Origin of the sequence: Bradyrhizobium sp. USDA 223 (genome assembly GCF_044909005.1) — a bacterium.
Taxonomy (GTDB): Bacteria; Pseudomonadota; Alphaproteobacteria; order Rhizobiales; family Xanthobacteraceae; genus Bradyrhizobium; species Bradyrhizobium yuanmingense.
On record NZ_JBIYDR010000001.1, the window covers coordinates 598,470 to 624,264 of the forward strand.

The 25,795-nt window shown below is 57.5% G+C and carries 19 protein-coding genes; 14 read left to right on the forward strand and 5 right to left on the reverse strand.

Going from position 1 to position 25,795, the window contains the following annotated elements:
• Positions 1 to 645: 645 nt before the first annotated feature.
• The 5 genes from ABIA40_RS02435 to nodD1 all read right to left on the reverse strand — a co-directional run bounded on the left by ABIA40_RS02435 (position 646) and on the right by nodD1 (position 8,081).
• Positions 646 to 1,008, reverse strand: a complete 363-nt coding sequence (locus ABIA40_RS02435) for a NolY (protein ID WP_081493935.1) — start codon at positions 1,006 to 1,008, stop codon at positions 646 to 648.
• A gap of 1,403 nt (positions 1,009 to 2,411) precedes the next feature.
• Positions 2,412 to 3,551 carry a branched-chain amino acid ABC transporter substrate-binding protein gene (locus ABIA40_RS02440; RefSeq protein WP_225156247.1) on the reverse strand — a complete coding sequence of 380 codons (1,140 nt, stop codon included), beginning with the start codon at positions 3,549 to 3,551 and terminating at the stop codon, positions 2,412 to 2,414.
• 290 nt (positions 3,552 to 3,841) lie between these two features.
• Complete coding sequence (locus ABIA40_RS02445; RefSeq protein WP_404546141.1) at positions 3,842 to 4,555, reverse strand: MerR family transcriptional regulator; 714 nt, start codon at positions 4,553 to 4,555, stop codon at positions 3,842 to 3,844.
• Between the two features lie 921 nt (positions 4,556 to 5,476).
• Positions 5,477 to 6,481 (reverse strand): transcriptional regulator NodD2, encoded by a 1,005-nt coding sequence (nodD2, locus tag ABIA40_RS02450; RefSeq protein ID WP_404538843.1) that lies wholly within the window; start codon positions 6,479 to 6,481, stop codon positions 5,477 to 5,479.
• A gap of 655 nt (positions 6,482 to 7,136) precedes the next feature.
• On the reverse strand, positions 7,137 to 8,081 hold the full coding sequence (gene nodD1, locus ABIA40_RS02455) for a transcriptional regulator NodD1 (RefSeq protein WP_036015446.1): 945 nt from the start codon (positions 8,079 to 8,081) through the stop codon (positions 7,137 to 7,139).
• Between the two features lie 832 nt (positions 8,082 to 8,913).
• Here nodD1 and ABIA40_RS02460 point away from each other — a divergent pair.
• The 14 genes from ABIA40_RS02460 to ABIA40_RS02525 all read left to right on the forward strand — a co-directional run bounded on the left by ABIA40_RS02460 (position 8,914) and on the right by ABIA40_RS02525 (position 25,646).
• Entirely contained in the window at positions 8,914 to 9,546 is a 633-nt protein-coding gene (locus ABIA40_RS02460) for a NodA family N-acyltransferase (protein WP_036015444.1), read from the forward strand.
• Positions 9,543 to 10,202, forward strand: coding sequence for a chitooligosaccharide deacetylase NodB (nodB, locus tag ABIA40_RS02465; RefSeq protein WP_404538846.1), 660 nt, complete (start codon positions 9,543 to 9,545; stop codon positions 10,200 to 10,202). Before ABIA40_RS02460 ends, nodB begins: the two co-directional genes overlap by 4 nt.
• 17 nt (positions 10,203 to 10,219) lie before the next feature.
• Positions 10,220 to 11,587: a chitooligosaccharide synthase NodC gene (gene nodC / locus ABIA40_RS02470; protein ID WP_100213401.1), complete on the forward strand. Its 1,368-nt coding sequence runs from the start codon at positions 10,220 to 10,222 to the stop codon at positions 11,585 to 11,587.
• A gap of 11 nt (positions 11,588 to 11,598) precedes the next feature.
• A complete protein-coding gene (gene nodS / locus ABIA40_RS02475) occupies positions 11,599 to 12,228 on the forward strand; it encodes a nodulation methyltransferase NodS (protein WP_404538850.1) in 630 nt (209 codons plus the stop codon).
• A gap of 13 nt (positions 12,229 to 12,241) precedes the next feature.
• Positions 12,242 to 13,951: a nodulation protein NodU gene (nodU, locus tag ABIA40_RS02480; RefSeq protein ID WP_404538853.1), complete on the forward strand. Its 1,710-nt coding sequence runs from the start codon at positions 12,242 to 12,244 to the stop codon at positions 13,949 to 13,951.
• A 1-nt stretch (position 13,952) separates the two neighbouring features.
• On the forward strand, positions 13,953 to 14,873 hold the full coding sequence (gene nodI, locus ABIA40_RS02485; RefSeq protein WP_404538856.1) for a nodulation factor ABC transporter ATP-binding protein NodI: 921 nt from the start codon (positions 13,953 to 13,955) through the stop codon (positions 14,871 to 14,873).
• Between the two features lie 3 nt (positions 14,874 to 14,876).
• On the forward strand, positions 14,877 to 15,665 hold the full coding sequence (locus ABIA40_RS02490; RefSeq protein ID WP_225126388.1) for an ABC transporter permease: 789 nt from the start codon (positions 14,877 to 14,879) through the stop codon (positions 15,663 to 15,665).
• 298 nt (positions 15,666 to 15,963) lie between these two features.
• Positions 15,964 to 16,539 (forward strand): carbamoyltransferase N-terminal domain-containing protein, encoded by a 576-nt coding sequence (locus ABIA40_RS02495; RefSeq protein ID WP_338129102.1) that lies wholly within the window; start codon positions 15,964 to 15,966, stop codon positions 16,537 to 16,539.
• Entirely contained in the window at positions 16,536 to 17,648 is a 1,113-nt protein-coding gene (locus tag ABIA40_RS02500; RefSeq protein WP_404538861.1) for a nodulation protein NodZ, read from the forward strand. The genes ABIA40_RS02495 and ABIA40_RS02500 overlap by 4 nt, the downstream gene beginning before the upstream one ends.
• 724 nt (positions 17,649 to 18,372) lie before the next feature.
• On the forward strand, positions 18,373 to 19,209 hold the full coding sequence (locus ABIA40_RS02505) for an SDR family NAD(P)-dependent oxidoreductase (protein ID WP_225174315.1): 837 nt from the start codon (positions 18,373 to 18,375) through the stop codon (positions 19,207 to 19,209).
• 181 nt (positions 19,210 to 19,390) lie between these two features.
• The gene (gene nifA, locus ABIA40_RS02510; protein WP_404538865.1) at positions 19,391 to 21,208 is read left to right on the forward strand and encodes a nif-specific transcriptional activator NifA; all 1,818 of its coding nucleotides are present in this window, start codon (positions 19,391 to 19,393) and stop codon (positions 21,206 to 21,208) included.
• A 509-nt stretch (positions 21,209 to 21,717) separates the two neighbouring features.
• Complete coding sequence (locus ABIA40_RS02515) at positions 21,718 to 22,581, forward strand: electron transfer flavoprotein subunit beta/FixA family protein (RefSeq protein ID WP_404538868.1); 864 nt, start codon at positions 21,718 to 21,720, stop codon at positions 22,579 to 22,581.
• 1,179 nt (positions 22,582 to 23,760) lie between these two features.
• Positions 23,761 to 24,984: a GFA family protein gene (locus ABIA40_RS02520; RefSeq protein WP_404538871.1), complete on the forward strand. Its 1,224-nt coding sequence runs from the start codon at positions 23,761 to 23,763 to the stop codon at positions 24,982 to 24,984.
• Positions 24,969 to 25,646 (forward strand): 2OG-Fe(II) oxygenase, encoded by a 678-nt coding sequence (locus ABIA40_RS02525; protein WP_036015434.1) that lies wholly within the window; start codon positions 24,969 to 24,971, stop codon positions 25,644 to 25,646. The genes ABIA40_RS02520 and ABIA40_RS02525 overlap by 16 nt, the downstream gene beginning before the upstream one ends.
• Positions 25,647 to 25,795 lie beyond the last annotated feature (149 nt).

Here is a 25,795-nt window from a genome sequence, read left to right on the forward strand (position 1 = left end):
AACCGCAATATTGTGATCTCGGAAAGCTATGTGAGGTTCTCGGATACTGACAGGTCGTGCGCGCCGCGTCTCAGCGCCACCAGTGCGCGGCAGACAATCTCGGGGTGCCTCGCGGAAAGATTGCTAACGTGCGGAGTGGCTGATCGCCCTGTTCCGAGCATTAGCTTTGAAGGGTACCACACATCCAACATGTCGTAGCTACCTCATCTGGTAGACCTTGATCGGAAGAAGAAGCACCACATCCCCTAGGGCTGCTTGGGGAATCGTATCTGATACATGTAGCGAGTTCGAAGGTCGGCGCAGGGAGCGGTCGGAAGCGGCGATAGCCGTCCGGTGTCTCGAACGTATGTGTTGGGTTGCGCTTCCGCGCTATCAGCTCTTGGTGGCCACAGGCGTCGAGGAACAGCAAGGTCTTGCTAGATCGAACGTAACTGTGTCGTCCGCGGCGCGAGATAAAGCGAGCCTGCTCTCGAACGTCGTCGCGAGCAGTTGCGATATAGAAAGCCAGCGGAAGCGACCCGCTTATGGACGGGGAGCCCATAAGCCGCATACCCTCAATCTGGTGCGGACGACATTGGCACGATTGTCAGTCCAGCGATAAACGTTCGGTCAGCGCCGTCAACCCAGAAAAAGCCAAATGAAAGTTCAGTCCGCCGCCGCACGTGAAAAAATCAGCTTGGCGATCGTCATTCGATTGACGGAAGTTCGTAGCGCTGCCGGTAATGCCGCCACAGTCTGATCGAAGAGGCGTCCCAAAAAATGAAGGTCCTCGGGGTGGTAAACGCCACGGTCTCGCGACAGTCGCATTCGCCCGTCATCGGTGCTCGTATCACCACGCTGGCCGAGCTCCAGCTCCGCCGTAATCATTTGGCCTATGAGTGCATTGAGCAGTCGGATCGCTTCGAGCTCGTTGCCTTCTTCGCGCATGAGCGCGGCCACGATGTCGAGTTGCAGGTCGATGCGATCCTCGAGATCCTGTATGCGTGAATTGGAAGGGTCAAGTTTCACGGAATTTCTCCAAAATGGTGAAATGCAAGACAGGCGGAATAAGGGTATCTTTTCCCGTTCGCCAGATGCCGGATGCGTCGGCCGACGAATCGCTGCTGCACGGGAGGTGCGCACGGTCCCCAAACAGGGTGGCACACATCTCCCGCGACAGGATTGCAAAGGCGAAGTGAGCGAATATGGAAAAGCCGACAAGCGTTGTAAGTGGCCCGGACGTCTATTGGAGCGTGATCGAGCCGTCCAGCGCGTCGGATAGCTGCAGTGACTCCAGTCGGGGTCACACAGGTGATTGTACTGCCTTGCTTGGAGCCGCGGCGACACGGCTGGATTGTTGATGCTATCGGCCTGGTCAGAGCGAATAGTCCGGCCCGCACCGGTGCAAAGGACAGTTCACCTGCCCAAGTTCTATGCTGCGGACGCATTTACCTTCGCCGAACAGTGCGCGTGAAAGCTGTTTTCTTGGAGCCGCCGAGTATCATGGCAAAGGCGAGAGACAACAACGTGATAGATTGCGCGCCCGCCTGCGGTTGCTCATCGCACTGCATTGGTGCCCCGCGTGTTTCGCTGTCAAACATTGCGTGATGCAGCCACGACAGACGCGAATTGAGCTGCGACCAACCTGCAAAGAGCCATTGTCACGAGACATTCGTGGACTGTTCTTTCCGTAATCCGGCGTCGACTTATGCGGTGTTTGGGCTGAATGAGTAAAATCGAAAGTGTTGATGGGATGCATCCAGTTCGTTGATAGCGCCCGCGAGCAGCCTCACCGCCTTCATGGGAGCCGGTTAACTGGTTCTTCCCGCGGTCTGGGCTCAGAGCATTAGGGATGTCGGGCAGGGTTGCTGATCCGTTGATCACCGATCATGGTTGACAAAGAAGAAGTCGCAGGGCTGCACGTTTGCGAATAGCTTTGAAATGGAGCCGAAGAAGCTCTGCAGTAGTCCCGAGCCGAAGAGACAGACATGCAATCTCGGCGCCGACGATCCACCAGCTGTGGTTACCCGCAATACCCGGCTATAGCCAATGTAATGGGTCCTGATTGCTTCATGCCGTCCCGCTCTCTCTTCCCTGCGTGGATCCGAGCTTGCGCGATATGATCGGTCCAGGAGAATGTGTCAATGGCGATCCGGCTGGTCATGCCTTCAGACCCGCCAGAACTGTAGTCGACCGCCCAGCGGTCCTGTGCTGCCGGACGGATCAGGACAACGGGGCTGCTATTTGTCTATCATCGGACGTAGCACCTCCGTCAGCTCGACCCTAGCTAGTTCTGCGAGCGCCGCAGCGAACGCGAAAAACGCTCCGAAAGCAGCAAGTATAAAAGAGCTAGCGAGTATCGCTGCGATAACGTTCTGAGGGCGTCTCGTCATTCGTGATACTTTGCGTTTGGAGCCGGCGGTGCGTGCCAATCAGTACTGCTTGACACGTTCAACATGGCCGTCGCGCCAGCGGTAAACCAAAAATCCAGAAGCCGAGTTGTCTCCCTTTTTGTCGAACCGGACCGGGCCAATCACGGTGTCGACCGGCCATGAACGAAGTGCGCTGGCGACCCGCGTAGCATGGAAGGAGCCGCTCCGGTTCACCGCCTCTGCCCAGGCTTGCACAGCTGCATAGGCGTATAGCGTGTAGCCTTCACCGGACAGGCCGGAAGCTTTGAGTCCGGCGACAACGCCGGCCGCCTTGGCACTCCCGGCGGGATTGGGCATGAAGGTAAACAATGTGCCATTCCCAGCGCTGCCGGTAATCGCCCAGAATTCAGAGGTCATCAGCGGATCGTTTGCCATGACTATGAAGTCTGCTTTTGCATCTGATGCCTGGCGCACAAACAATCCGATTTCGGTATGATAGCCGCCGATATAGGCGACGCGCACTCGATCCTTTTTCATTCTTGAGACCAGCGCTCTGAAATCCCGTTCACCTGCAACATAGCTTTGCCGACTGACTTGTCGTCCGAGTCGATGAAGCTGAGCTTCAACCACGTCGGCAATGCCCTTTCCAGCAGTGCTCTTGTCGTCGATCACCGCGATGTTCTCGTTGGGATGGTTCACGTGAATGTACTCGGCGGCAACGGTCCCCTGTTGATCGTCGCGACCGCAGATCCGAAAGACAGTCTCAAGGCCGCGCTCTGTTAGCTGAGGAGTTGACGAGCCTGGTGACACCTGAACGATGCCTGCTTCAGCGTAGATGTCGGAGGCCGGGATCGACGAAGAGGAACAAAAATGGCCAACCACCAACAGGACGCGCTCTGTCGCGAGCTTATTCGCAACTGCGACAGCTTGCCTTGGGTCGCAGGCGTCGTCAGCGACCCTCAATATAACTTTGGCATTATCCGGAAGTAGGCCCGAAGCGTTCAAGTCCTCAACCGCCGCAGCTGCACCATCGCGCATTTGCGCGCCGAACGCGGCGCTGCTTCCAGTCATTGGGCCAGCCACGGCGATCTTTACTTCAGAACCGCGCGCAAGCGGGGCGGCGAGAGCGCAGAAGAGAATCGCCGCACTTGCAACAGAAGCGCGCTGCGTATTTGCAATTGTATAGCCTTCAATGCTCACTGAAGTGATCCCAAGTGGTTGTGATCAGACACCCATGCAGGTCAAGGCTGCTCCAAGCCAAACGTGCGTTGGCTCGACCAGCTTCCAATTTCCCTAGAGTCTACAATTTGACGTTACGTGCGGATCAAGCGGGTTTGAGGGGCATGGGTGCATCAGGAGCGCGCATCGGCGGGCTATGACGATCTGTCCGCTTAAGCCCATAAAGTTTTCAGCCCGCATCAGAGAGCGGCCAATCAACCTAGCGTTGTCAGGTTGCCGTCAACCGACGTGTGGAAACGGCCATGAACGGGTCAGTACGGCTGATCCTCCAACCCACCAAGGGCAAGATCGAGATATTGCATCAGGCAGGGATCCCAACCAGCCAGAGCGCGGGGGGCGCTCAGTCGTGCAAGTACCTTCAGGATCATCGAAACGCGTGAATCGGCACCGGCGATTTCGCTGATCAGCGAGCGTGCCGCAACCGCGACAGCCTTTGCGCGCTCACCGCAAGGGTGCTCGCTCCGATCCATGCAATCGCGAAGGTCGTCACGGATTCGCCGCCACCGGTCCTCGCGCTCTGACGCCAAATTGCAGATGCATGGGGACGTTTGACTACGCGTCTCGACTCGCGACATGGCATTCAGAGTGGCAGGCAGCTCATCCACACGTACTTGCGCCTCGCCGTCGATTGTCATGTTGCGCAAACGGTCGCGCAACAGAGTTGCTCGAGCGACTTGAAGTTCTATGCGCTCTAGATGTTTGCGCAGCAGGTCCGTGAGAGAGGTCGTGCCCTCCATGGCTTTACGGATCTCGACGAGTGAGAAGCCAAGCTCACGCAGCGCGCGAATCTGGTGAACCCGCTGCACGCTATCCCGGTCATACATCCGGTGGCCGCCGTCAGTACGCTCTGTGGCTGCTAGGAGTCCTGTGTGCTCATAATGGTGCAGCGTGCGTACCGTTACTCCGGTCGCCTCTGCAAGTTCGCCAATGCGCAATCGGCGCCTTCTTGGTGTAGGTCTGTTCATGTTGTTCAATTTTGAAGCCTACAACCTGACGTCACGTATGATTCAAGCGGCCTTCTAAGCTCCAGCTGAATCGTCTTCCATTCCAGCGCGAGAGTGGTGACTATCCTTAGAATGGCGGCGGATCAACCCTGGGGGGAAAGGGTGATCAACAACTTCGACAGGCATGCCAGTTGAGCCTCGCCAGCCGCTGTACGCTCCAGGATGAGCTTGGCGATTGCCGTACGATTTTCTTGACTCCGCATCGAAGGGGGTAGCGCGTCGACGGCGCTATCATAAAGTCGTCCGAGGGCAGAAAGCTCTTCTGGATCGAACACGCTGCTGCATAGCTTCAACCTTCAGCTCCTTGTTTGAATTGCGTCCAGGGCAGCGCACGTCGTCAAGACGTTTGGCTGCGGTAGGGCCAAAAGAAGTCATACCTGCGGCGCAGAGCGAGGGAGAAGCGGTGTACTGTAGAGTGATGCCATAGGGCCACACGCGTGCGCGATGCTTGCTTTGGCAGCGCGGCAGAGCCGCGCGATATGTATGCTCGACGCCCTCTATGCTCACGACGCATTTTGTTGCGACTCCAAATAGGCCGATCGCCTCCATCCATCGGGAGCAACTACTAACTCGGAGCGTTGACGACAGGAGCCCCGTGCCGGTCCTGCCTTCTCGAGAGACGCGCTTGGCGGTCGCGGTTGTAACTTTAACGCCTAGCCTAAGCGCGAACGTGCCGCTCCGTCCCCGTCTCTAAAGTCAGACCAACACTCTGCGGTTGGGACATCGCGCCTAACGCCAACGCGCGAAAGAAATCAAGAACGTCTCATGAACCGCGCGCCCGGAGGGTCTTTATCCGCGACAAGGAGAGCAAGCCAAGCAGGTGCAATTGTGGGTGTCGATACAAGTGTTGGAGTGTGAAGTTCGTAGACTTCACGAACATCCTTACGGCAACGGCGAGAAGGATTGTGCGAACTTCCCGGCACTGCCGGCTCCTTCCGGAGCGGCCTCCGGAGTGCTGGTCACGGGGTGCTCTTGTGCAGTTGCCATGCGCGTGGCCTCCTGGAACAATATTTCCCGTATCCACAGGCTTTCCGGGTCATTGTTGTGAATTGCGGGCCATTGGACCGCTTCAGTGAAGACGGGGAATGGATCCGGAAGCTCGACAATCTGAAGAGGCATGGTCTTTTGGAAATGCCTCACGAGCCCTAATGGCATCGTGCCTATGCGGTTCGTCCCAACAAGGAGGGGCGGGATCATGCTGAAGCTTTGCACGAGAATGTCGATGCGCCGAGTAGGGCTGAGATCGCTTAAAAATGATCGCTCAATTGGCGTGTGGGGCGCACCTCCGTGCTTAACTGCAACGTGACCCATCGACATATATCGATCGAATGTAAGCCCGCGTTGTAATTCCCTGTTCGTGCAGCAACCTACGCAGACGAGTCTCTCCTCGAATAGGGCCGCCCTGGGGTGCGCGCTGGACATGAGAGAATCTGGCAGGATAACAAAATCGACTTCGCCCCGGCGGAGGAGCTCCTCGTGCTCAACGGTCGGCGCTGCCAGTTCGAAGCTGACGGTGGGGGCTTCTCGCGTGACGCGCTCCACGACATTTCTTAAGAATACAACTGTCATGAAATCAGGAAGGGCGATCCTGAATCGCCGGCTCGATCGAGCTGGATTGAACACGTCTCGCGCCATAACTGAGAGTTCGATGTGCACCAGAGCCTGGCGTACAGGGGCTGCGAGCCCTTCCGCGCGCGAGGTCAAGACAAGTTCGCGCCCCCTCATCCCAAACAGTTCATCGCCAAAATATGAACGCAACCGGGCAACGGCTGCGCTCATGGCCGGCTGACTGAGATTGATCCTGCGTGCCGCTGAGGTGAGATTGCGCTCAGTTATCAGAGCATCCAGCGCGACGAGAAGATTTAGATCCAGGCCTTTGAAACGCATCTCTTCTTATCCGGCGCAAACGTCCTTGCTGCGAAAAAACGTGCGGTGGCGGCTCCACCTGGAGCAATCGTCCTGGCTCGCCCGAATGGACATCGGCTCAACCCTGCGATCACGATAAGGAAGTCGCGAAATGACCACAAGAATGGAGAGCAAGCGGTAAGCCGATCGGCCGCGGCGGGAAAGCTTCAGGACCCTCCAAGCTGATCCGTCTCGCCGGTTTCGGCCGACCACGTAGCTGGTCCGTTCAGCTCGCTGATGGCAGATCATCCCAGCGTCCGTGAGCGCCGTGAGCTCCCCAAAGCGCTCCGTCGACGGCTGCGTCGTGCAGCGCTAGTCGCGACCGTCAACCTACAACCTGACGCAATGTGCGATTCAAGCCATTTTATTGGCCAAGCTAAACATTTGTGATGGAGGCGTGTTCTATCCGCGATAGTGCCAGGGGTAGCCCTGAATGCAGCGCAAGACCATCAAACCACACCTGGGAAGTCACCTCGCTTACAACTGGAAAAGTCTTCGCAACGGATCGCTGCATTGTGAGGTCGTGGCAGTGTCTCCCCAGGAGACGACCAGGAGACGCGGAAGCGAGGAAGGGACCGAGCACGTCGAAGGGCCTATAGCGTGCTTAGGATATTCGGAGTCGCAGCTTGCGGTAAGCCTAACAGCGCCTGCGAGTTGGAGGCGTTTGCTCACCAGATGCCATGTTGGATGCCTCCTCCAGCAATATCCGCCGCATCCAGATGCTCGCGGGATCGGTATTGTGGAACGAGGGCCACTGCACGGCCTCTGTGAATATGGGTAGGGGCAGAGGCGGTTCGATGATGCGCAGTGGCATTCGTTTTTCGAAGTGTCTGGCCAGTCGTAAGGGCATCGTGCCGATACGGTTCGTGTCTAACAATATGGGCGGAATCAGGCTAAAGCCCTGCACGACGACCTCAATTCGTCTCCTCAGACCGTGCTCAAGCAAAAACCATTCTTCGAGGTTCGGTCTCAGTGCTCGTCCGAACTTGGCAGTAACGTGCCCCATCGAGATGTATTTCTCGAACGTAAGCTGTCGGGATAGCTGCTTGTTCGCGCGGCATCCCACGCACACAAGGGTCTCGTCGAATAGCGTCGCCTTAGGGTGCGCACTCGACATGAACAGTTCCGGCAGAATGAGAAAGTCGACTTCGCCCCGACGGAGCAGCTCATCGGGTTCATCGGAAAATGGCAGCAATTCGAACCGCACGGCGGGAGCTTCTTGTGCCATGCGGTCCACAATTCTGCGGAAGAAAACGATCGTCATGAAATCTGAAAGAATGACCCTGAAGCGTCGACTCGACTGAGTCGGGTCGAACGCGTCGCGTGATATGATTGAGAGTTGGATGTGCAGCAGGGCCTCGCGAACCGGACCTGCAAGCGCCTCCGCGCCAGGTGTCGGGACGAGCTCGCGACCTCTCATAGTAAATAGTTCATCGCGGAAATAGGTGCGCAGCCGTGCGATCGCAGCGCTCATAGCCGGCTGGCTCAGGTTAATTTTGCGAGCCGCCGCTGTGAGGTTGCGTTCCGTCATCACGGCGTCGAGCGCAACGAGAAGATTTAGATCGAGTCCTTTGAACCGCATGTTGTCAGTCTATCCATCGTGTGGATGTGTTCTATCGAAACAATCGATTTTACCAAATTGCGGGATGTTGGATAGCAAACTGAAGTTTGAAAAAGTAACCAGGCACACCACAACGGATTTTGGTCGTTCAGGTGAGCTCAGAGGAAAGCTCCTGGACGTGCGAGCGCGCCGCCGAGTCCGTTTCATGGCCGTCTACAGGCGCGGCATGCGAGCCGTGTTGCGCCTCCGTGCGAAGTGCGCTCGTTTGGTCGGCAAGCGGCGTCCGATAAACCTTGGTATGGGGATGCCATCCGTTTCCATATTCGAGGTTTACCCGCGTACACTTGAGAGCGCTTTCAGCATCATTCTAGTGTCAGGGAATAGCGGCAGGCGCAGATTGCGGATGCCAAGAAATCCAGGCGCCTTTCGAAATGGCTCGCCTGTCCAGTGCATTCGGGGCGTGTCGAAGATGTATGAAGGCCAGTTTGACTTGATGCCGATCCCAAGCGCCGTCGATGAGGGCCGCGCGTCGATGGTCTGCCCTCAGAGATCAAAGCGAGGGACATCGATGCGACAGGAGGCGCAAAAGCTCTTTGGTGCAGGCAGGTTCTGGCTAGTCGAATCGCATCGTGGGCATCTTCCGATATATGGCACGCAGGGCATTGGCCGGATGAGGAGCGCGAACCGAGCGCTGGCTGCCTCGCGAGCATGGGGCCAGCGGCGCTGTGCAGGCGAGCAGTGCCGAGGTCCGACACAGCAAGTCCGCGCATCTCGGTTTTGATTGGCCGTTCGGCGACTAACGAGTTCACCTGACCGTCTCGCTCTTAATTCCACTGGCGCAAGGAAGCTTGCCATGAACATTGCCGTGTCCCCGGCTGCGGAACGCTCTTCTGCGCGCGCTCAAGTGCAGTGGAGCCTTCGTTGGGAGAACGAGCTGCGGCTCGCCGATCATGCCGAGCTCGCGGAGTTCTTCCGCAAGAGTTATGGGCCGACGGGCGCGTTCAATGCGCAGCCCTTTGAGGGAAGCCGAAGTTGGGCCGGCGCAAGACCGGAGCTCCGTGCAATTGGTTACGACGCGCGCGGGGTAGCGGCCCATCTCGGGCTACTACGTCGCTTCATCAAAGTTAGTGAAGTCGATCTCCTCGTAGCAGAACTGGGGTTGTATGCGGTGCGTCCGGATCTCGAAGGGCTCGGAATAAGCCACGCAATGCGCGTGATGTATCCAGTGCTGCAGGAGCTTGGCGTTCCATTCGGCTTTGGCACGGTTCGGCCGGCGCTTGAGAGACATATGACGCGACTGGTCGAAAGGCAGGGGCTCGCCACCCTGATGCATGGCATTCGCGTCCGCTCCACGCAGCCGGATGTCTATCCCAATTTATCGCCGACCCGCCTCGAGGACGTGGTCGTCGTGGTGTTTCCGCTGGGACGCTCGATAAGCGAATGGCCGGCCGGGACTTTCATCGATCGGAACGGGCCTGAGTTGTGACAGAGCATTCCACCCCATCCACTGTCCGCTGCGACTACGCTGACGTGAGCGGAAGTCGAGCTGTCTATTTGACCTTTGATGACGGGCCGAACCCATTTTGTACGCCAGAGGTGCTCGATGTGCTGGCGCAATATCGGGTTCCGGCGACATTCTTCGTCATCGGCACGTACGCGATCGAGCATCCTGACCTCATCCGACGAGTGATTGCGGAAGGGCATGAGGTTGCGAACCATACGATGACCCATCCTGATCTATCCAGATGCGGACCTGCGGAGCTACAGGATGAAGTGCTGACCGCGAGCGAGGCGATCCGTCTGGCGTGCCCGAAGGCCTCGCCCAGGCATATGCGAGCGCCTTACGGCATATGGACGCAGCAGGTGCTCGCAATGACGGCGAGCGCTGGTCTCACGGCTCTGCACTGGTCGGTCGACCCGAGAGACTGGTCCCGCCCTGGTGTTGATACAATTGTGAATTCGGTGCTGGCGAACGTTCGCCCGGGTGCAATTGTGCTCCTGCACGACGGGTATCCTCCCGATGAGGAGAGACTGTGCACCGATACAACGCTGCGTGATCAGACCACGAAGGCGCTGGCATCTCTGATTCCGGCACTACAACGGCGCGGGTTTGTAATCCGTCCACTCCCTCAACTCCACTGAACAAGAACTGGCACCCCATGGACCTGCTCGCGACAACCAGTGCTGCCGCTGTTTCAAGTTATGCGCTACTCTCGACTGTCTATAAGAGCGTGCAAGCGCTTTATGCCCAGCCGACGATCAGCTCATCGCTACAGGACAGCCTCGGACAAGCCGAGGTGGTCCTTCCCTCTGTGGACGTCATCGTGCCGTGCTTCAATGAGAATCCAAACACGCTTGCTGAATGTCTGGAGTCGATTGCCAGTCAAAACTACGCCGGAAAGATGCGGGTCTATGTGGTCGATGACGGGTCTGCAAACCGGGACGTGGTCGCGCCTGTACACCAGATATATGCCATTGATCCGAGATTCAATATCATCTTGTTGGCCAACAACGTCGGAAAGCGCAAAGCGCAGATCGCTGCAATACGCAGCTCATCCGGGGATCTGGTTGTCAACGTCGATTCCGACACGGTTCTTGCTCCCGACGTCGTCACGAAGCTTGTATTGAAGATGCATGACCCGGAAATTGGTGCGGCGATGGGTCAACTCGTAGCAAGTAATCGCAACCAGACCTGGCTGACCAGGCTGATCGATATGGAATATTGGCTCGCGTGCAACGAAGAGCGCGCGGCACAGGCGCGCTTCGGTGCCGTCATGTGTTGCTGCGGCCCATGTGCAATGTATCGGCGTTCCGCACTCACCTTGCTTCTTGATCAGTACGAAGCGCAATTCTTTCGTGGGAAGCCGAGTGATTTCGGCGAGGACCGCCATCTAACGATACTCATGCTCAAGGCGGGGTTTCGAACCGAATACGTCCCAGACGCGATAGCAGCCACAGTCGTCCCGCACAGTCTTGGGCCATATCTGCGTCAGCAGCTCCGTTGGGCCCGCAGTACCTTTCGAGATACGTTTCTTGCATTGCGCCTGCTGCCAGAGCTCGATGGATATTTGACCCTAGATGTTATCGGGCAAAATCTCGGCCCACTTCTCCTCGCCATTTCAACACTTACTGCGCTTGCACAGCTCGTGATCGGTGGCTCTATACCCTGGTGGACGGGATTGACGATTGCTGCAATGACTATGGTCCGGTGCAGTGTGGCAGCGCTTCGTGCCCGCGATTTGCGGTTTATCGGCTTCTCGCTCCACACACCGATCAATATCTTTCTTTTACTACCATTGAAGGCTTATGCGCTTTGTACATTGAGCAATAGCGATTGGCTATCCCGAAAAGTTACCAATGTGCCGGCGGAAGAGGAGAAGCAGCGTGTCATCCTGCGCCCCAATGACGGACGAGGCGCGGCTAGTGTAGGGATGGGGCCTACTGCCATTCATACTGCCATTCAAAAAGGGGGCCTCGCGGCCACGGAGAGTGTTTCCGGTCGCGAACGCTCGACTGCCTACAAATAAGTGGTCGTCTCATGAATCTGGACGCGAACCATCAGCTATTAGAGCGAGAGTTGGCTGTCGACGACCCATGGCGCCTTGACAGCAGTTCGTTCGAGCAGGAGCGATACGCGCAAATGCTCCGGATGTCGTGTGGCAACGGAGATGCTGCGTCTGCCCTCGAAGTAGGATGTGCAGCCGGTGCATTCACGGAGATGCTGGCGCCGCTATGCGAGCGACTTACCGTTGTGGATGTCATGCCGCAGGCAATCGAGCGAGCGCGACTGCGGACCAGTAAGTGGTCACATATTACTTGGGTGACCTGCGACATTCAGCGGTTCTCGACCACTGAGCAGTTCGATTTGATTGTCGTGGCCGAGGTTCTTTACCACCTCAAAGACGTGAGGGAGATGCATGCGGCTATCTGCAACCTGGTGAGTATGCTTGCGCCAGGTGGCACTCTGATTTTCGGGTCTGCGCGTGATGAACTATGTCAACGCTGGGGGCATGCTGCTGGTGCAGAAACTGTGATCGCTCTCTTTAAGGAGAGCCTATCGGAGGTCGAGCGTCGGCACTGCTGCACCGGATCGGCAAACGAAGACTGCTTGATCGTCCGGTTTCGGAAGCCAGGCGCCTCGTCGGAACAATCAAACGTCGGTCATTAGGCCAGGAGCACGTATGCGCATCTGCGGAATAAAGCTGACACATGACGGAGCAATTGCTGTCGTCGAAGACGGTCGGCTTCTTTTTTGTGTTGAGCAAGAGAAGCGCGGCAACAGTCTACGCTATCAGTCCGTCGACAATCTCGATGCAGTCGTGCGCGCCTTGGCGGAGCATGGCCTGGAGCCGCGGGATATCGATCAGTTCGTCATTGACGGCTGGGACGGAGAGAGTGAATCGCAGTTCCAGCTCCTAAGCGGAGCGGTGCAGGTCGCGCTAAAAGGCGCGCCATATGTCGAGCGTCATGCTGAGGGCCTCCTTGATCCGGTCGACGGCGTTGGCCTCCTCCTCGGAGGCAAGGAGTTTCCATATAAGAGCTACCCGCATGTCACAGGCCATGTCGCGTCGGCATATAGCACCAGTCCCTTTGCAGCCGAGGGACAGCCCTCGTTCTGTCTGGTATGGGATGGCTGTATCTTTCCACGTCTTTACTATGTCGAACCGCGCGGAGCTCGGTTCATCGGATCGCTGTTTCCGATGATTGGCCACGCCTATGCTGCCGCGGGCCTTCACTTCGGGCCATACCGGCAGCCGAACCGCTCCAATTGGGATCTGGGCATCGCCGGCAAGCTGATGGCTTACATCGCTCTTGGCTCCGTTGATGAAAGCATCGTGGAAGTGTTTCAGGAGCTTTATGAAACACGCTTGGCGGCCGACACGGAGCAGGCTCGCCGCTACCGCGAAGACATCAACAATGCGGAATCGTCTCTTGCAGCTATGCACGCGTTCTTCGAGGCAAGCGCATTGCGCCTGGCCACCAAGCGAGCGGAGGACGTCCTCGCCTCGTTCCATGTGTTTCTGGAACGTCTTCTTGTTAGGGAAATCGCGCTGCTTCTGCTGAGATATTCGTCGCTTCCGGGAGCGCGAAATCTATGTGTCGCCGGAGGTTGCGGTCTCAATATCAAATGGAACAGCGCGCTTCGCGCGACGGGATTATTCGATGATGTCTGGGTGCCCCCGTTTCCGAATGACAGCGGCTCGGCAATCGGCGCGGCGTGCGGAGCCATGGCAGCGCAGGATGGCTTCGGGCCATTGCAATGGTCAGTTTACAGTGGTCCTGCCCTCCAGGAGAGCGAGGTTCCGCCGGAGTGGGAGGCCGCACCTTGCAGTCTGAGTGAACTTGCGTCGATTCTTGCCGACAATAAGCCCGTCATCTTTCTTTCCGGGTGCGCCGAACTTGGGCCGCGGGCGTTGGGGGGTAGAAGCATTCTTGCAGCCCCAGCATGCCCTTCAATGAAGGATCATCTCAACGAGATCAAACGTCGCGAGCACTTCCGACCAGTGGCGCCGATCTGTCTTGAGGATCGGGCGCCGGAGATCTTCAGCCCGGGCACGCCAGATCCTTACATGCTGTTCGATCACCAGACCCGGGCGAATTGGCGCGACAAGGTCCCGGCGGTGGTCCACCTTGACGGCTCGGCGCGGCTGCAGACAATTTCCCGCAACTCTCCTCACGAAATTGCTGCGCTTCTCGTCGAATTTGAGCAACTCACGGGCATTCCGCTGCTCTGCAACACGAGCGCCAACCTCCACGGAAGAGGATTCTTTCCGGACGCTGCGGCAGCTTGCCAATGGGGGCGTGTCGACCATGTTTGGTGCGAGGGCATGCTCTGGAGCAAAACGGTCGCCAAGAAGCCATCGTCCACGGAACGACTTCTGTCAGCCTAAGATGAACATGTCCACTGTGGCGATCGACTTTGCCGGTGTAAAGAAGTCATTTGGCGACAAGCTTATCGTCAACGACCTGTCGTTCTCGGTTGCGCGCGGAGAGTGCTTTGGACTGCTTGGGCCGAATGGAGCTGGCAAGAGTACGATTGCGCGCATGCTCCTCGGCATGATTTCGCCCGACGGAGGCAAGATTACAGTCCTCGATGAGCCTGTGCCTTCCCGCGCGCGTGCGGCGCGTGTGCGCGTCGGGGTGGTGCCGCAGTTCGACAACCTTGAGCTCGAGTTCACTGTGCGAGAGAACCTGCTTGTGTTTGGCCGCTATTTCGGCATGAGCGCTCGCAGGATCGGGGCGGTTGCACCCTCGCTGCTTGAGTTTGCGCGCCTTGAAAGCAAAGCGGACGTGCGTGTCTCCGAGTTGTCCGGTGGCATGAAGCGGCGGCTGACGCTGGCGCGTGCCCTGATTAATGATCCAGATCTACTCGTCATGGACGAGCCGACCACTGGGCTGGATCCGCATGCACGCCACCTGATGTGGGAACGCCTGCGGGCCCTGCTAGCGCGTGGCAAGACGATCCTCTTGACCACTCACTTCATGGAAGAGGCCGAGCGCCTGTGCGATCGGCTATGCGTACTTGAGAGTGGATGCAAAATCGCCGAAGGCAAGCCAGACGCCTTGATCGACGAGCATATCGGCTGCAACGTGATCGAGATCTATGGCGGTGATGTCAATCAACTTCGAGAGCTGATCAGGCCTTATGCGCGCCATATCGAAGTGAGTGGAGAGACGCTCTTTTGTTACGCGCCATATCCGGAGCAAGTGCGCGTGCACCTGCGCGGGCAAGCGGACCTTCGCGTACTGCAGCGCCCCGCGAATCTCGAAGACGTGTTCTTGCGGTTGACCGGGCGCGAGATGGAGAAATGAGCGATGGATGAAGGTTATGCATCGTTGATGCCGGCTAACGCGTACAACTGGATCGCGGTATGGCGACGAAACTTCCTGGCATGGAGGAAAGTCGCGCTGGCATCGATTCTCGGCAATCTCGCAGACCCCATCACCAATCTGTTGGGCCTTGGCTTTGGCCTCGGACTCATCGTGGGACGGGTTGAGGGGACTTCGTACATTGCCTTTCTGGCGGCTGGTATGGTCGCAATCAGCGCGATGACATCAGCGACCTTTGAAACCCTGTATGCGGCCTTTGCTAGGATGGGTGTCAAGCGCACCTGGGAGGGAATTCTGTTCACACAGCTCACGCTCGGAGATATCGTTCTAGGTGAGTTGGTGTGGGCGGCCAGTAAGTCCGTTCTAGCCGGGACAGCAATCGGGATTGTCGCTGCCGCGCTGGGTTATGCATCCTGGTCGTCCATTCTTTGTGCGATACCAACAGTCGCCCTTACCGGCCTTGTCTTCGCCAGCCTGGCAATGGTCGTCATATCTCTTGCGCCAACTTACGATTACTTCGTGTTTTACCAGTCGCTCGTCCTTACGCCCATGGTGTTTCTCTGTGGCGCGGTCTTTCCGACGAGCCAACTGCCCGACTCATTTCGGCATTTTGCCAGCTTGTTGCCGCTCGCACATTCGGTCGACCTTATTCGTCCAACGATGCTTGAGCGCGGCGCCGACAGTGCCGCCCTGCACGTAGGTGCGCTCTGTGTTTACGCGGTCTTGCCATTTCTCGCGTCGACGGCACTATTTCGGCGGCGCCTGCTGCGTTGACGTGAGTTGAGCGAAAGGGAGAAAGTCAATCGATGCAGTGACATGAGTCCTTCCGCGGTAGCTCGCGAGCGGCCTGGTCTGTTACAGCGGCTTCTGCAACGGCCTTAAGAGGCCGTGATCAAGCCAGCTCTATGGCCGCCTGTTCGGTCTGCATCGGACGCCAGCACCCTATTTATGAGCGCCTGTCGCTACGCGCCGAGACAGACCTTGTAAAGTCGTGTTGTGCTGTCTGGCCCGCGCACCGGCGGAGCGTGACTGTATAGGTTAGTTCGGTGGGACGGCAGTTGGCCTTCCCGTCATGACGATGGAGAACGGGATGTTGTGCCCGGGACTGAGCTGTGACCTTGATAAAATCCATGAAAGCTCTCCGGAGCTGCCGAATAGATCTGTTCACGATGGCGCTGCGGTTCTTGTGCAGGATCACCGCGTCATTGCTGCTGTCGAAGACGAGCGTCTCAACTGTGTCAAGCCATCCAACAAGCTCCCTAGCAACTCGATCCGATACTGCCTGTCTACCGCAGGAGTCGAGCTCGGGGAGATCGACCGCATCGCGTTCTACGCGACTGAAGCTTATTGCAAAACCACGCTCGAGCGTCCTGTTGTGTTTCAGCCGGTTACGTTAGACGCCAAACTGTTGCTGCGGCAGCTGCTGGCAGGGGAGTTCGGGGCAGAGATCGATCCGTCCCGAGTTTCCCTGGTGAAGCACCACGAAGCGCATGTGGCCACGCCTCCTATGCCTGCATGTGAGGGGGCCATTCCATCCGACGCGCAGGGAGTATTGGGCATCGGACTTCGGGCAGGTCGATGCAACACCGCTGAAGAAAGGACAGAAAGTGTTGAGAGGACGCGGCCATCACGGATAGCCCTGCTATGAAGTTCTACCGACGCAGCTCGCCGGCACCGCGATTGCAGACTGTGACGCCGGGGGAGAAGAGACCCGAGATGTCTGTATCGATGTCTTTTGTCCAACCAGGAGCGCGCGAAAAGGAAATCGAGATGGTTAGCGGTGCGATGAATGATCGGTTCGTAGTGTCCCGGCGACGTACGGGTTTTGGCGACTGTCTGTGGTCCCTGGCGGCAGCTTGGCGTTTTGCAAAGCAGACAGGGCGGACGCTAGCCATCGATTGGCGGGGGTCTTGCTATCTTGATGAACCATTCACCAATGCCTTTCCGGTCTTCTTCGAACCGGTTGAAGACATTGCCGGCGTGCCGGTGATTTGCGACGACGACATCAACAAACGTTCGTTTCCGGGACCATTCTTTCCGGTATGGTGGAACAAGCCATCTATCGATTGCGTCTACCGCCCGGACGAGCAGATCTTCCGTGAACGCGACCAACTCGATCAACTGTTCCAAAGTCAGAGCGATAGTGACGCTAACACGGTTGTGTGTGATGCCTGCCTGATGTGGCGCTGCGATCAGGAGGCGGAGCGAGAGATCTTTCGGAGCATCAAGCCGCGAGCTGCAATTCAGGCTCGGATTGATGCTATCTACCGCGAGCACTTTGAGCCGTACAGCGTGATCGGCATTCATGTCCGGCATGGCAACGGTGAGGACATTATGGGGCATGCTCCCTACTGGGCGGACGCGGAGCGCGCCTTTCGACAGGTCTGTAATGCCATTGACAAGGCGAGGGCGTTACCACATGCGAAGCCTGTGAGGGCATTCCTATGCACGGACAGCGCGCTCATCCTTGAGCAGATGTCGGCAGTACTTCCCGATGTTTTTGCGATTCCAAAACAGTTCCAGGCGCCTCACGCCGGACCGTTGCACAACGCCGCCCTCGGAGCCGAGGGTGGCTTTTCTGCCCTCACTGAGATGTATCTCCTTGCGCGCTGCGACACGGTGATCCGTTTTCCCCCAACGAGCGCCTTCACGCGCTATGCGCGTCTCTTTGCTCCACGCGTTATAGAGTTCGAGTTGAACGATCCGAGCAGGTTGATCTTGGTCGAAGACAACTCGCAAGAGCTCGTAACTTCATGAAAGTTGTAGCGCGCTTGATTGACCTGATTGTCGCTCTTTGCATCCAAGAGTACTGCCAGTTCTTGTACAGGCAACAATCGTCTGCCCAACGTGATGCTGTTGGCGAGAACTTGCAGCGAAGAGCGGAACGAAGCGACGGCCGGGTGCCCTGGCTTGAGCCATGACGTCGATAACAACCGCCCTAAAGTGCTGCGCAGCGTTAATCAGACGGAACACGTCGTCGTCATGCTTCGGTAAGCGACAAATCGGAGCTGATCAGTGCTCGAGCGTGGATGAACATATCAGTTCGCCAGCTCGTGCCTGGAGCCAACCCGTCCAGCGATATCCCGAGTTCTGCCCAGGGGTGCGACAAACAGAATCGACGAATGACAAATCTGACGTGCGAGGCGGGTACGTCAGTTTTGGAGTTAGCACGGCAAAATGTCCGTGGTCGCTCCCGAGCGGTCGTTGACTTCGGTGAGGCGGCGACAAGCCGCAGCTCATTCGGTTGCGCGATCAAGAAAGCGAGCGCGGTCCGTTCCCCTGTGATGAAGCAGGCGAGTGTGCTAGAGAGCTTACGTAGCTGATTTGCCATTGTTGTCACAAAGCACACCCACGGCTGTCTGAAATCGGCCAAGTGTTCGGCGTGCGCGACGTTAAGACGCAAAATGGAGGTGATTTATCTGCGCCGCAGTGGCGCAAATCCTGCTAATCGTCCGCTGGCCTAGCAGTAGAGGAGGCGGCCTTGGATCTCGATCTGCCGAATGACAATCTGATTAGAGAGCCGCTGGCCGAAACACATTTGGGTTGCCTCGTTTACGCCGATAAAGCGCGTGATAATCGTAGAGAACAAAAGACGATGTTGCTCACCGGGGCATCGCGCGGAATTGGTCATGCCACTGCCAAGCTGTTCTCGGAGGCGGGCTGGCGTGTCATTTCTTGCGCGCGCCAACCTTTCGACAGCGAGCGATGCTCCTGGGAGGCAGGGAATGACGATCATTTCCAGATCGACCTCAGCAATCATCGAATGCTGCCGCGTGCGATCACCGAGGTCAAGAAGCGCTTGGCTGGTGCGCCCTTGCACGCGCTGGTGAATAATGCCGGGGTCTCGCCGAAAACGCCCACTGGCGATCGGATGACGTCGCTGACCACGTCAACCGAGACCTGGATGGGGGTGTTTCATCTTAATCTGGTAGCTCCGATCCTGCTGGCGCAGGGTCTGTTCGACGAGCTAAGAGCCGCGTCAGGATCAATCGTAAATGTGACTTCAATAGCAGGCTCACGGGTGCACCCATTCGCCGGTAGTGCCTATGCGACGTCGAAAGCGGCGCTTGCGAGCCTCACACGCGAGCTGGCCTATGATTATGCGCCGCATGGCATTCGCGTGAATGCGATCGCACCCGGCGAAATCAAGACCGACATGCTATCGCCGGACACGGAAGCCCGTCTCGTGCCAAGTATCCCGCTGCGCAGAGTGGGGACCCCGGATGAAGTGGCCAAGGTCATCTTCTTCCTGTGCTCGGATGCGGCGAGTTATGTCACGGGAGCCGAGGTGCCGATCAATGGCGGGCAGCATTTGTAAAGTCGCCGCTCTGGCGACGCAGCTGACGTGTCCTGCAGCGGCACGTATGTTCTCCGCTGACGACGCGCACGATCCGCAAAAAGTGAAACGAGGGCACATTGCAAGTTTCGTGTCGTGCCATAATAAGGTGTCACGGTTCTATGTCATCCCGTCAACACGTGGGGCTAGATCAGAGAGTGACATGCAAAACGAAGCTCGCCAATCCCAGCATGACTCCAGGGAGGATAATCAAGACAACGGAGACAGGCTCATGCTGCATATCCCATCCTCGGGCGAACGACCTGCCTCGCAACCGGAGCCGGAGCGTAATCCCTCGGGGCAGCCGTCGTATGAGAGCGCGCTGGCCGGCATCTTCGAAATATCGAAAGTAGTCAGCGCTCCTGATCGGCTCGAAGTCACGTTGGCCAAGGTCCTTGGCCTGCTGCAATCGTTTGTGCAGATGCGACACGGCATCGTCTCACTATTCCGCGATGACGGCATCCCGGAAATTACCGTTGGCGCCGGCTGGAGCGAAGGCAGTGACGAACGTTACCGCACGTGGCTGCCGCAGAATGCAATCGCCCAGATCGTAGCGACAGACGGGCCTCTTGTTGTCGAGAGCGTAGCCGGCGAGCCGGCCTTCAGCGCTGCCGACCGGGAGCTTCTCGGCGCCTCCGACAGCGTGCGCGTATCGTTCATTGGGGCTCCTATTCGTATCGAAGCGAGGGTCGTTGGTACGCTGACGGTAGACCGCATCCAGGACGATAGTTCCAGTCTTCGGCTCGAGTACGATGCGCGGCTGCTCGCTATGGTCGCCGACTTGGTGGGACAAACAGTGAAGCTACATCGCTTGTTCGCCTGCGATCGCGAACGATTGTTAGTGGACAAAGACCAGCCACAGAAGGTAGTTGAGCTTGGGGTGGTCGCTCGCGAGCGCAAGAAGCTTCACGCCCACGGGATCATTGGCGACAGCGCCGCGCTGAGCGGGCTGCTCGAGAAGATTGCGGTTGTAGCCAAATCGAACAGCACGGTTCTGCTGCGTGGCGAATCCGGCACCGGCAAGGAGCTCGTAGCCAAGGCAATTCACGAGTCCTCGTCGCGTGCTAAACGACCGTTCGTTAAACTGAATTGCGCGGCGCTGCCCGAGACGGTCCTGGAATCGGAATTGTTTGGCCATGAGAAAGGTGCCTTTACCGGTGCGGTCAGCTCGCGCAAGGGGCGCTTCGAGCTTGCTGACAAAGGGACGCTATTTCTGGATGAGATCGGAGAGATCTCAGCTCCGTTCCAGGCGAAGTTGCTGCGAGTTCTGCAAGAGCAGGAGTTCGAGCGCGTAGGCAGCAATCACACGATTAAGGTCGATGTTCGAGTCATAGCTGCGACCAATAAGAACCTTGAAGAGGCTGTGGCAAGGAGCGAGTTCCGCGCGGACCTCTACTATCGTATTAGCGTAGTTCCCTTGTTGTTGCCGCCGCTGCGCGAAAGACGCACTGATATTCCGCTGCTAGCCAGAGAGTTCCTCAGAAAGTTCAACAGCGAGAACGGCCGTACGCTCACCCTGGAGGCGAGTGCGATCGATGTACTGATGAACTGCGGGTTTCCTGGAAATATTCGCGAACTCGAAAACTGCATCGAGCGAACAGCGACGCTGTGTACCGGGCCGTCGATTGTGAGAAGTGACTTTGCATGCTGCCAAGGCCAGTGCCTTTCCATGATGCTCTGGAAAAGCACATCGAACGACAAGTCTGACGTGGCGGTACCCATGCAGCCGATGCCTGCAAAGTCCATCATTCCGCTAGCTCAAACGACGTTGCCACCGCAGTCTGTCTGCGAATCGGCCCCACTGGCACCTGCCGGCACAGTTCTCGTTGGTGGTTCGAGCATGACCGATCGCGAGCGTGTCATTGCGGCCATGGAAAAATCTGGCTGGGTGCAGGCCAAGGCAGCGCGCCTACTCGGACTAACCCCGCGCCAAATCGGCTATGCGCTGCGAAAATACGGAGTTGAGATAAAGCGGTTCTGAACAACCACATCCGCCGGAACTTCTGCTACCAAACAGATAGTTGAAGAATGATTCCGAAGAGGCAATCTACGCCCTCTGAAGGGAATGGGCCGGCCTGCGGCGACGACGTGGCGCGCGCGCAACATGGATTTGTGCGCCATGAGTTACAGAGCCTCACCTGCGCACCATACAATCGCGAACCGTCGGTAGCTCGAACATGTAACAAGCTATTATCCCTATTCTGCGGACGTGTGAGCGGCAATGCTTAACCGTCGATCGGTCCGATGCCCGCAGGCAGTTCGCGGCAGTTATCCTGCGAGCATTCCTTGCGTCTCTCGGCTGGCGTGACGAGCGGAACCGCGTTGTCGGTGCCCTGACTTGTGTCGACATTCGTTCGTCAGGAAGAGACGGGCTGGAGCGACTTATCGCCCGCCTTAAGCCCTTGTGACAGCGAGCCGATTCCGAAACGGCGGCGATGGTACAACACTTGCTGTTCTCTTCGTAGCTATCGCAACTGTTGGAGCAACATCGTGCACAATGTCGTCTGCATCAAACAGGTTCCGGACTCGGCGCAAATCCGTGTTCACCCCGTGACCAATACAATCATGCGCCAGGGAGTGCCGACCATCATCAACCCATATGACCTCTTCGCGCTCGAGGCCGCGCTGGAGGTGCGCGATCGATTCGGCGGCGAAATTACCGTGCTTACCATGGGACCGCCATCGGCAGAAGAGTCCTTGCGAAAGGCGCTGGCTTATGGTGCTGATCGCGCCGTCCTACTCACCGATCGCTGCTTTGCGGGCTCCGACACACTGGCCACAACGTATGCACTTGCAACCGCCATCCGGAAAATCGGTAAGGACTATCGCCCGACGAATCTCATTTTCACGGGAAAGCAGACCATCGACGGCGATACTGCGCAGGTTGGGCCCGGCATCGCAAAGCGAATGGGCGTAGTGCAGCTAACTTACGTCGCGAAGATCCGATCCTTGGACCTCGCCGCTCAAACGATTGAAGTGGAACGACGCTGCGAAGGTGGTGTGCAGGTGTTGCAAACCAAATTGCCGTGCCTCATCACCATGCTTGAGGCGACGAATCAGATCCGGCGCGGCGCGATGGCGGATGCCTTGCGTGCCGCGCGTGCCCAAATCGTGAAATGGAGCGCGCAACAAGCCGGTGTCGAAGACACCTCCAACTGCGGCCTCAAGGGCTCGCCGACGGTCGTTAAGCGTGTGTTCGCTCCCTCTGCGCGGGCCGAGAGGGCAGCGCTGGTTGAGGCCGCTGAGCAACCGGCGCAGGCGTTGATAGACGCAATTTTCTCGCTTCAACCGAAGCTCGAACCCGATCTTGCGGCACTTGCTCGTGACGCTCGATCCGGAGAGTCCAGGCCATGACAGTGGATACGCCCGAGGAATGTATCAACGGCGCACCCGTGTCGGAGAGCGCACAACATGTGGCGACGCATCTCGGCCAGCTACCAATAGCGTCTGCCAATGGTATCCGTCGATCTCGCGAGCAGCGGGGCCGCATGTTCCGTAGACCACGTTATGCTCCAACGGAGTCGCGCGGGATTGTCGGGGCACAGACAAAGGGGCCTGCGCATGTTCCAGGGTCCCGTTCGGCCGTGTTGGAGGTCGTGGAAGGCCATTGCTTCTCACGTAACGGGCACGAGCCAAGACTGAATAGTCAGCGACCCGGGTCACCATACTAGCGCTGCCGTCTGCACGCACAAAGCGCTGTCGCTGGCTTCGGAGCGCAGAGTCAACCTATGCGTCGCCTTTGAAGCAATCTCCGCGATTGAGCAGACCTGTACGCATGTGAGCGGCCGCTGGCTCTTCGCTGTTTGCTGTCTGACAGCGGCGCGCAGGCAAGTTCGATACACTCGCAATGAGGAGGCGTCACGACCGTTTTATCAACCTGGTCAGATCTTACGGAGCGAATTCAACAGTTGGCATGATGATTGCTGTGAGCCACCAAGAACTTAGAGGCGGTCATCGCGAACGCGAAGAACGGGCGAGGGTCTCTGTGAGATGCTTTGTGCCGCCAGCAGCGGTATGACACCAGCGTCCAAAGGCCTTAAGAGCATCATAGGTACAAATTGGAGACTACAATTCTGTCCCAGGCTGACAGCGGTTCGACGAAATGGCGGGAGCAGCAACCGCGAGGCTTTGATCCATTCGCCCAACATCGCGAAAGCTGCAAGCGCGCCGAGCGGCCAGGCACGCCACTCGCGCACGCGACATTAGCATCAAAATGGCGTGGGCGGCGCAGTATCCATTATGAGTCTCCGCGCGAATGCTGGTCGTGGCGGGCGTTGCGGCGTCGGACTGCTCGTGGACGGGAATCCGACCGGATTCCCGCCGCTCCAATAATGAACGCATTCCTTCAATGCTCATGAGTTGGACTGAGCATGGCGCTGTCTGCCATCGCGAAGGAAACTACCGAAAGTTCGCCTGGAAGGTGAACGCGATCATTGGCCCTTCGAAGCCGATGAAACCCAGGACGGTCAATGGTTGGCCCGGACACGAAGTTGCTTCGTCAGGGACCGTTCGCTTCTCATCTGCAGGGGTCACATGACATCTCAAGCGTCTCGATCTGCAGCGGATCAGCCTCCGAAGATATGCTGCGAGTACCTGACCGAGCAAGCGCGAGCCTTGTTCGGCCCGCATCCGTTCGCCGCGCAGATGTCCGAAGATCAGGTAGCCAGTCTGCTGCCCGAATATCTGGCGATGTCACAGGCGTTCCCGTACCTGCAGGCGGGGTCCCAAAGGGACCTCATATTTGATGCAATGCATCACAATCGGGATATTGCGAGAGACATTGAGCTGACCAGCGTGGTCGCGAACTTTATCTGTTGGGATGAGACCGGTGGCCATGGCCGAATTCTCCAGGGGGGCAAGGCCGCGCTACCGGATATTCTGTTGACGAAAAACTTTCACTCCAACCTGTTGAAAAAGGATGCCTCCCAACTACTCGGCCGAGCAATACTGCCCAACTATAGCTCTAGGACGAAGCAGTACCTGCATTCTCTCTATGCCGGATTGTCCTCGAAAGACTCCCTCGTTCGTTGCGCTTACATGGTAGCTTTTGAGCTACATGCTGCGGACATGATCCAGTCGCTGTGGACCACTCTGGCCAAAACCTTTAAAGCGCAGCCGGACGATCTTGAGTATTTTCGCAGCCATGTCGGCGGAGAAGATCCCGCGGAGAAGTACCACGGAGAAATGACAGGCCGGCTGATTGGTGAACTTGTGCAGCCTGACCGTAGTGGTCGCTTTTTGGATGAATTCTTTAGAGCCTATCGGATCAGCGTCCAGTGGTGCCGCGATCTCATCGGAATTGCGGCGCGCACGGGAGATGATCACTCGGAGATCCAACATCATGGCCGTTGCCATTGTGGCTCTATCAAGTTCTACGTCAGAGCGCCGCGAGAGCTCTCTGGAGTTCGATGCAATTGCTCGATTTGTCAAATGTCTGGGTTTATCCACTTGCTCGTAACTGGCGATAAGCTACGCATCGAGTGCGGTGAAGAATTTCTCACTACGTATCAGTTCAACAAGAACATTGCTCGGCATACGTTTTGCCGGCTCTGTGGGGTAAAGCCATTCTATAGGCCGAGGTCGAACCCATCCGGGTTCAGCGTGAATATTCGATGCCTGGATAGAAGCACGATCGCACGCGTAAGAATAACCGAGTTCGATGGCGAGCATTGGGAGCAAGCATTCGTCTCAATGCACCAGGACCCGGAGTCCTGCTTCGAAGATCAAAGGAGTGAGCTCGCATGGCGCGCACAATGAGTGATAAATCCCGCCTGCTTTCAGAAGAAGTGCTGACAAAGTACCGCGTAGAGCTGTTGGTAAAGGGGACGGCCGTAATCGCTCCCCAGATATTGTTCACCCAAGCCGACTTGGCCAAGATCGATCAGCTGCAGGCTGAGATTCCGGAAGAAGAAGTGCGGGAGGGAGATGCCGGCGACTTCCACAGCGTCTTTGTGAAGCGCGTGAGGGTAGCTCCACCCGGCCACAGGCCTAGCAACGTGAGTGGTACAGCTTCAGGGCAGATCATGGAGCTAATTGAAAGTAAAGACCGCAGCTTCGCGCTGAGACAGATCTTCGGGGCATCCTCAGATTACGTGGTTCGCCGATGCCAAATGCATCGTATGCCGCCCGGGTCCTTTGTTGGCATCCATTTGGATGCGGAGAGTGATCCGGATTTCGAGTACTCGGTGATTGTGCAGCTAGCGAGAGACTTCGACGGGGGGGAGTTCGTGGTATATCCTACTAGGCACGAACAGCACGTATTCCGACCGCCATTTGGCGCCGTGCTTGTCACAACCTGTAAGGTCCGGCATGAAGTAAAGCCGGTGTCGAGCGGGGAGCGCCGATCTCTCGTCTACTTCTGTTCAAAACGCGGCGGCGCGAACCGCCGGATCATCGAAAGTTCTGGCGCTCGGCTATGAGGTAGCGCGCCTAATATGGTTCTCTGAGAATCGGGTGGCGGGCGAGTTCTCCGGGAACTTATTACATTTCTCATCTTGTGGTCAGCTGTTCGTCGTAAGGTCTGCGACAATTCTGGTCGGAAGCCTTGCTTAACATTGATCCATGTATA

What these genes read in the sequence shown, in the direction of transcription:
- nodD1 (WP_036015446.1), bottom strand. Translation starts at nt 8,081, where the DNA reads ATGCGGTTCAAAGGACTCGATCTAAATCTTCTCGTTGCGCTCGACGCC.
- nifA (WP_404538865.1), top strand. Translation starts at nt 19,391, where the DNA reads ATGCAAAACGAAGCTCGCCAATCCCAGCATGACTCCAGGGAGGATAAT.
- nodD2 (WP_404538843.1), bottom strand. Translation starts at nt 6,481, where the DNA reads ATGCGTTTCAAAGGCCTGGATCTAAATCTTCTCGTCGCGCTGGATGCT.
- nodI (WP_404538856.1), top strand. Translation starts at nt 13,953, where the DNA reads ATGAACATGTCCACTGTGGCGATCGACTTTGCCGGTGTAAAGAAGTCA.
- nodU (WP_404538853.1), top strand. Translation starts at nt 12,242, where the DNA reads ATGCGCATCTGCGGAATAAAGCTGACACATGACGGAGCAATTGCTGTC.
- ABIA40_RS02500 (WP_404538861.1), top strand. Translation starts at nt 16,536, where the DNA reads ATGAAGTTCTACCGACGCAGCTCGCCGGCACCGCGATTGCAGACTGTG.
- ABIA40_RS02525 (WP_036015434.1), top strand. Translation starts at nt 24,969, where the DNA reads ATGGCGCGCACAATGAGTGATAAATCCCGCCTGCTTTCAGAAGAAGTG.
- ABIA40_RS02495 (WP_338129102.1), top strand. Translation starts at nt 15,964, where the DNA reads ATGACGATGGAGAACGGGATGTTGTGCCCGGGACTGAGCTGTGACCTT.
- ABIA40_RS02445 (WP_404546141.1), bottom strand. Translation starts at nt 4,555, where the DNA reads ATGAACAGACCTACACCAAGAAGGCGCCGATTGCGCATTGGCGAACTT.
- ABIA40_RS02490 (WP_225126388.1), top strand. Translation starts at nt 14,877, where the DNA reads ATGGATGAAGGTTATGCATCGTTGATGCCGGCTAACGCGTACAACTGG.
- ABIA40_RS02520 (WP_404538871.1), top strand. Translation starts at nt 23,761, where the DNA reads ATGACATCTCAAGCGTCTCGATCTGCAGCGGATCAGCCTCCGAAGATA.
- ABIA40_RS02460 (WP_036015444.1), top strand. Translation starts at nt 8,914, where the DNA reads ATGAACATTGCCGTGTCCCCGGCTGCGGAACGCTCTTCTGCGCGCGCT.
- nodC (WP_100213401.1), top strand. Translation starts at nt 10,220, where the DNA reads ATGGACCTGCTCGCGACAACCAGTGCTGCCGCTGTTTCAAGTTATGCG.
- nodS (WP_404538850.1), top strand. Translation starts at nt 11,599, where the DNA reads ATGAATCTGGACGCGAACCATCAGCTATTAGAGCGAGAGTTGGCTGTC.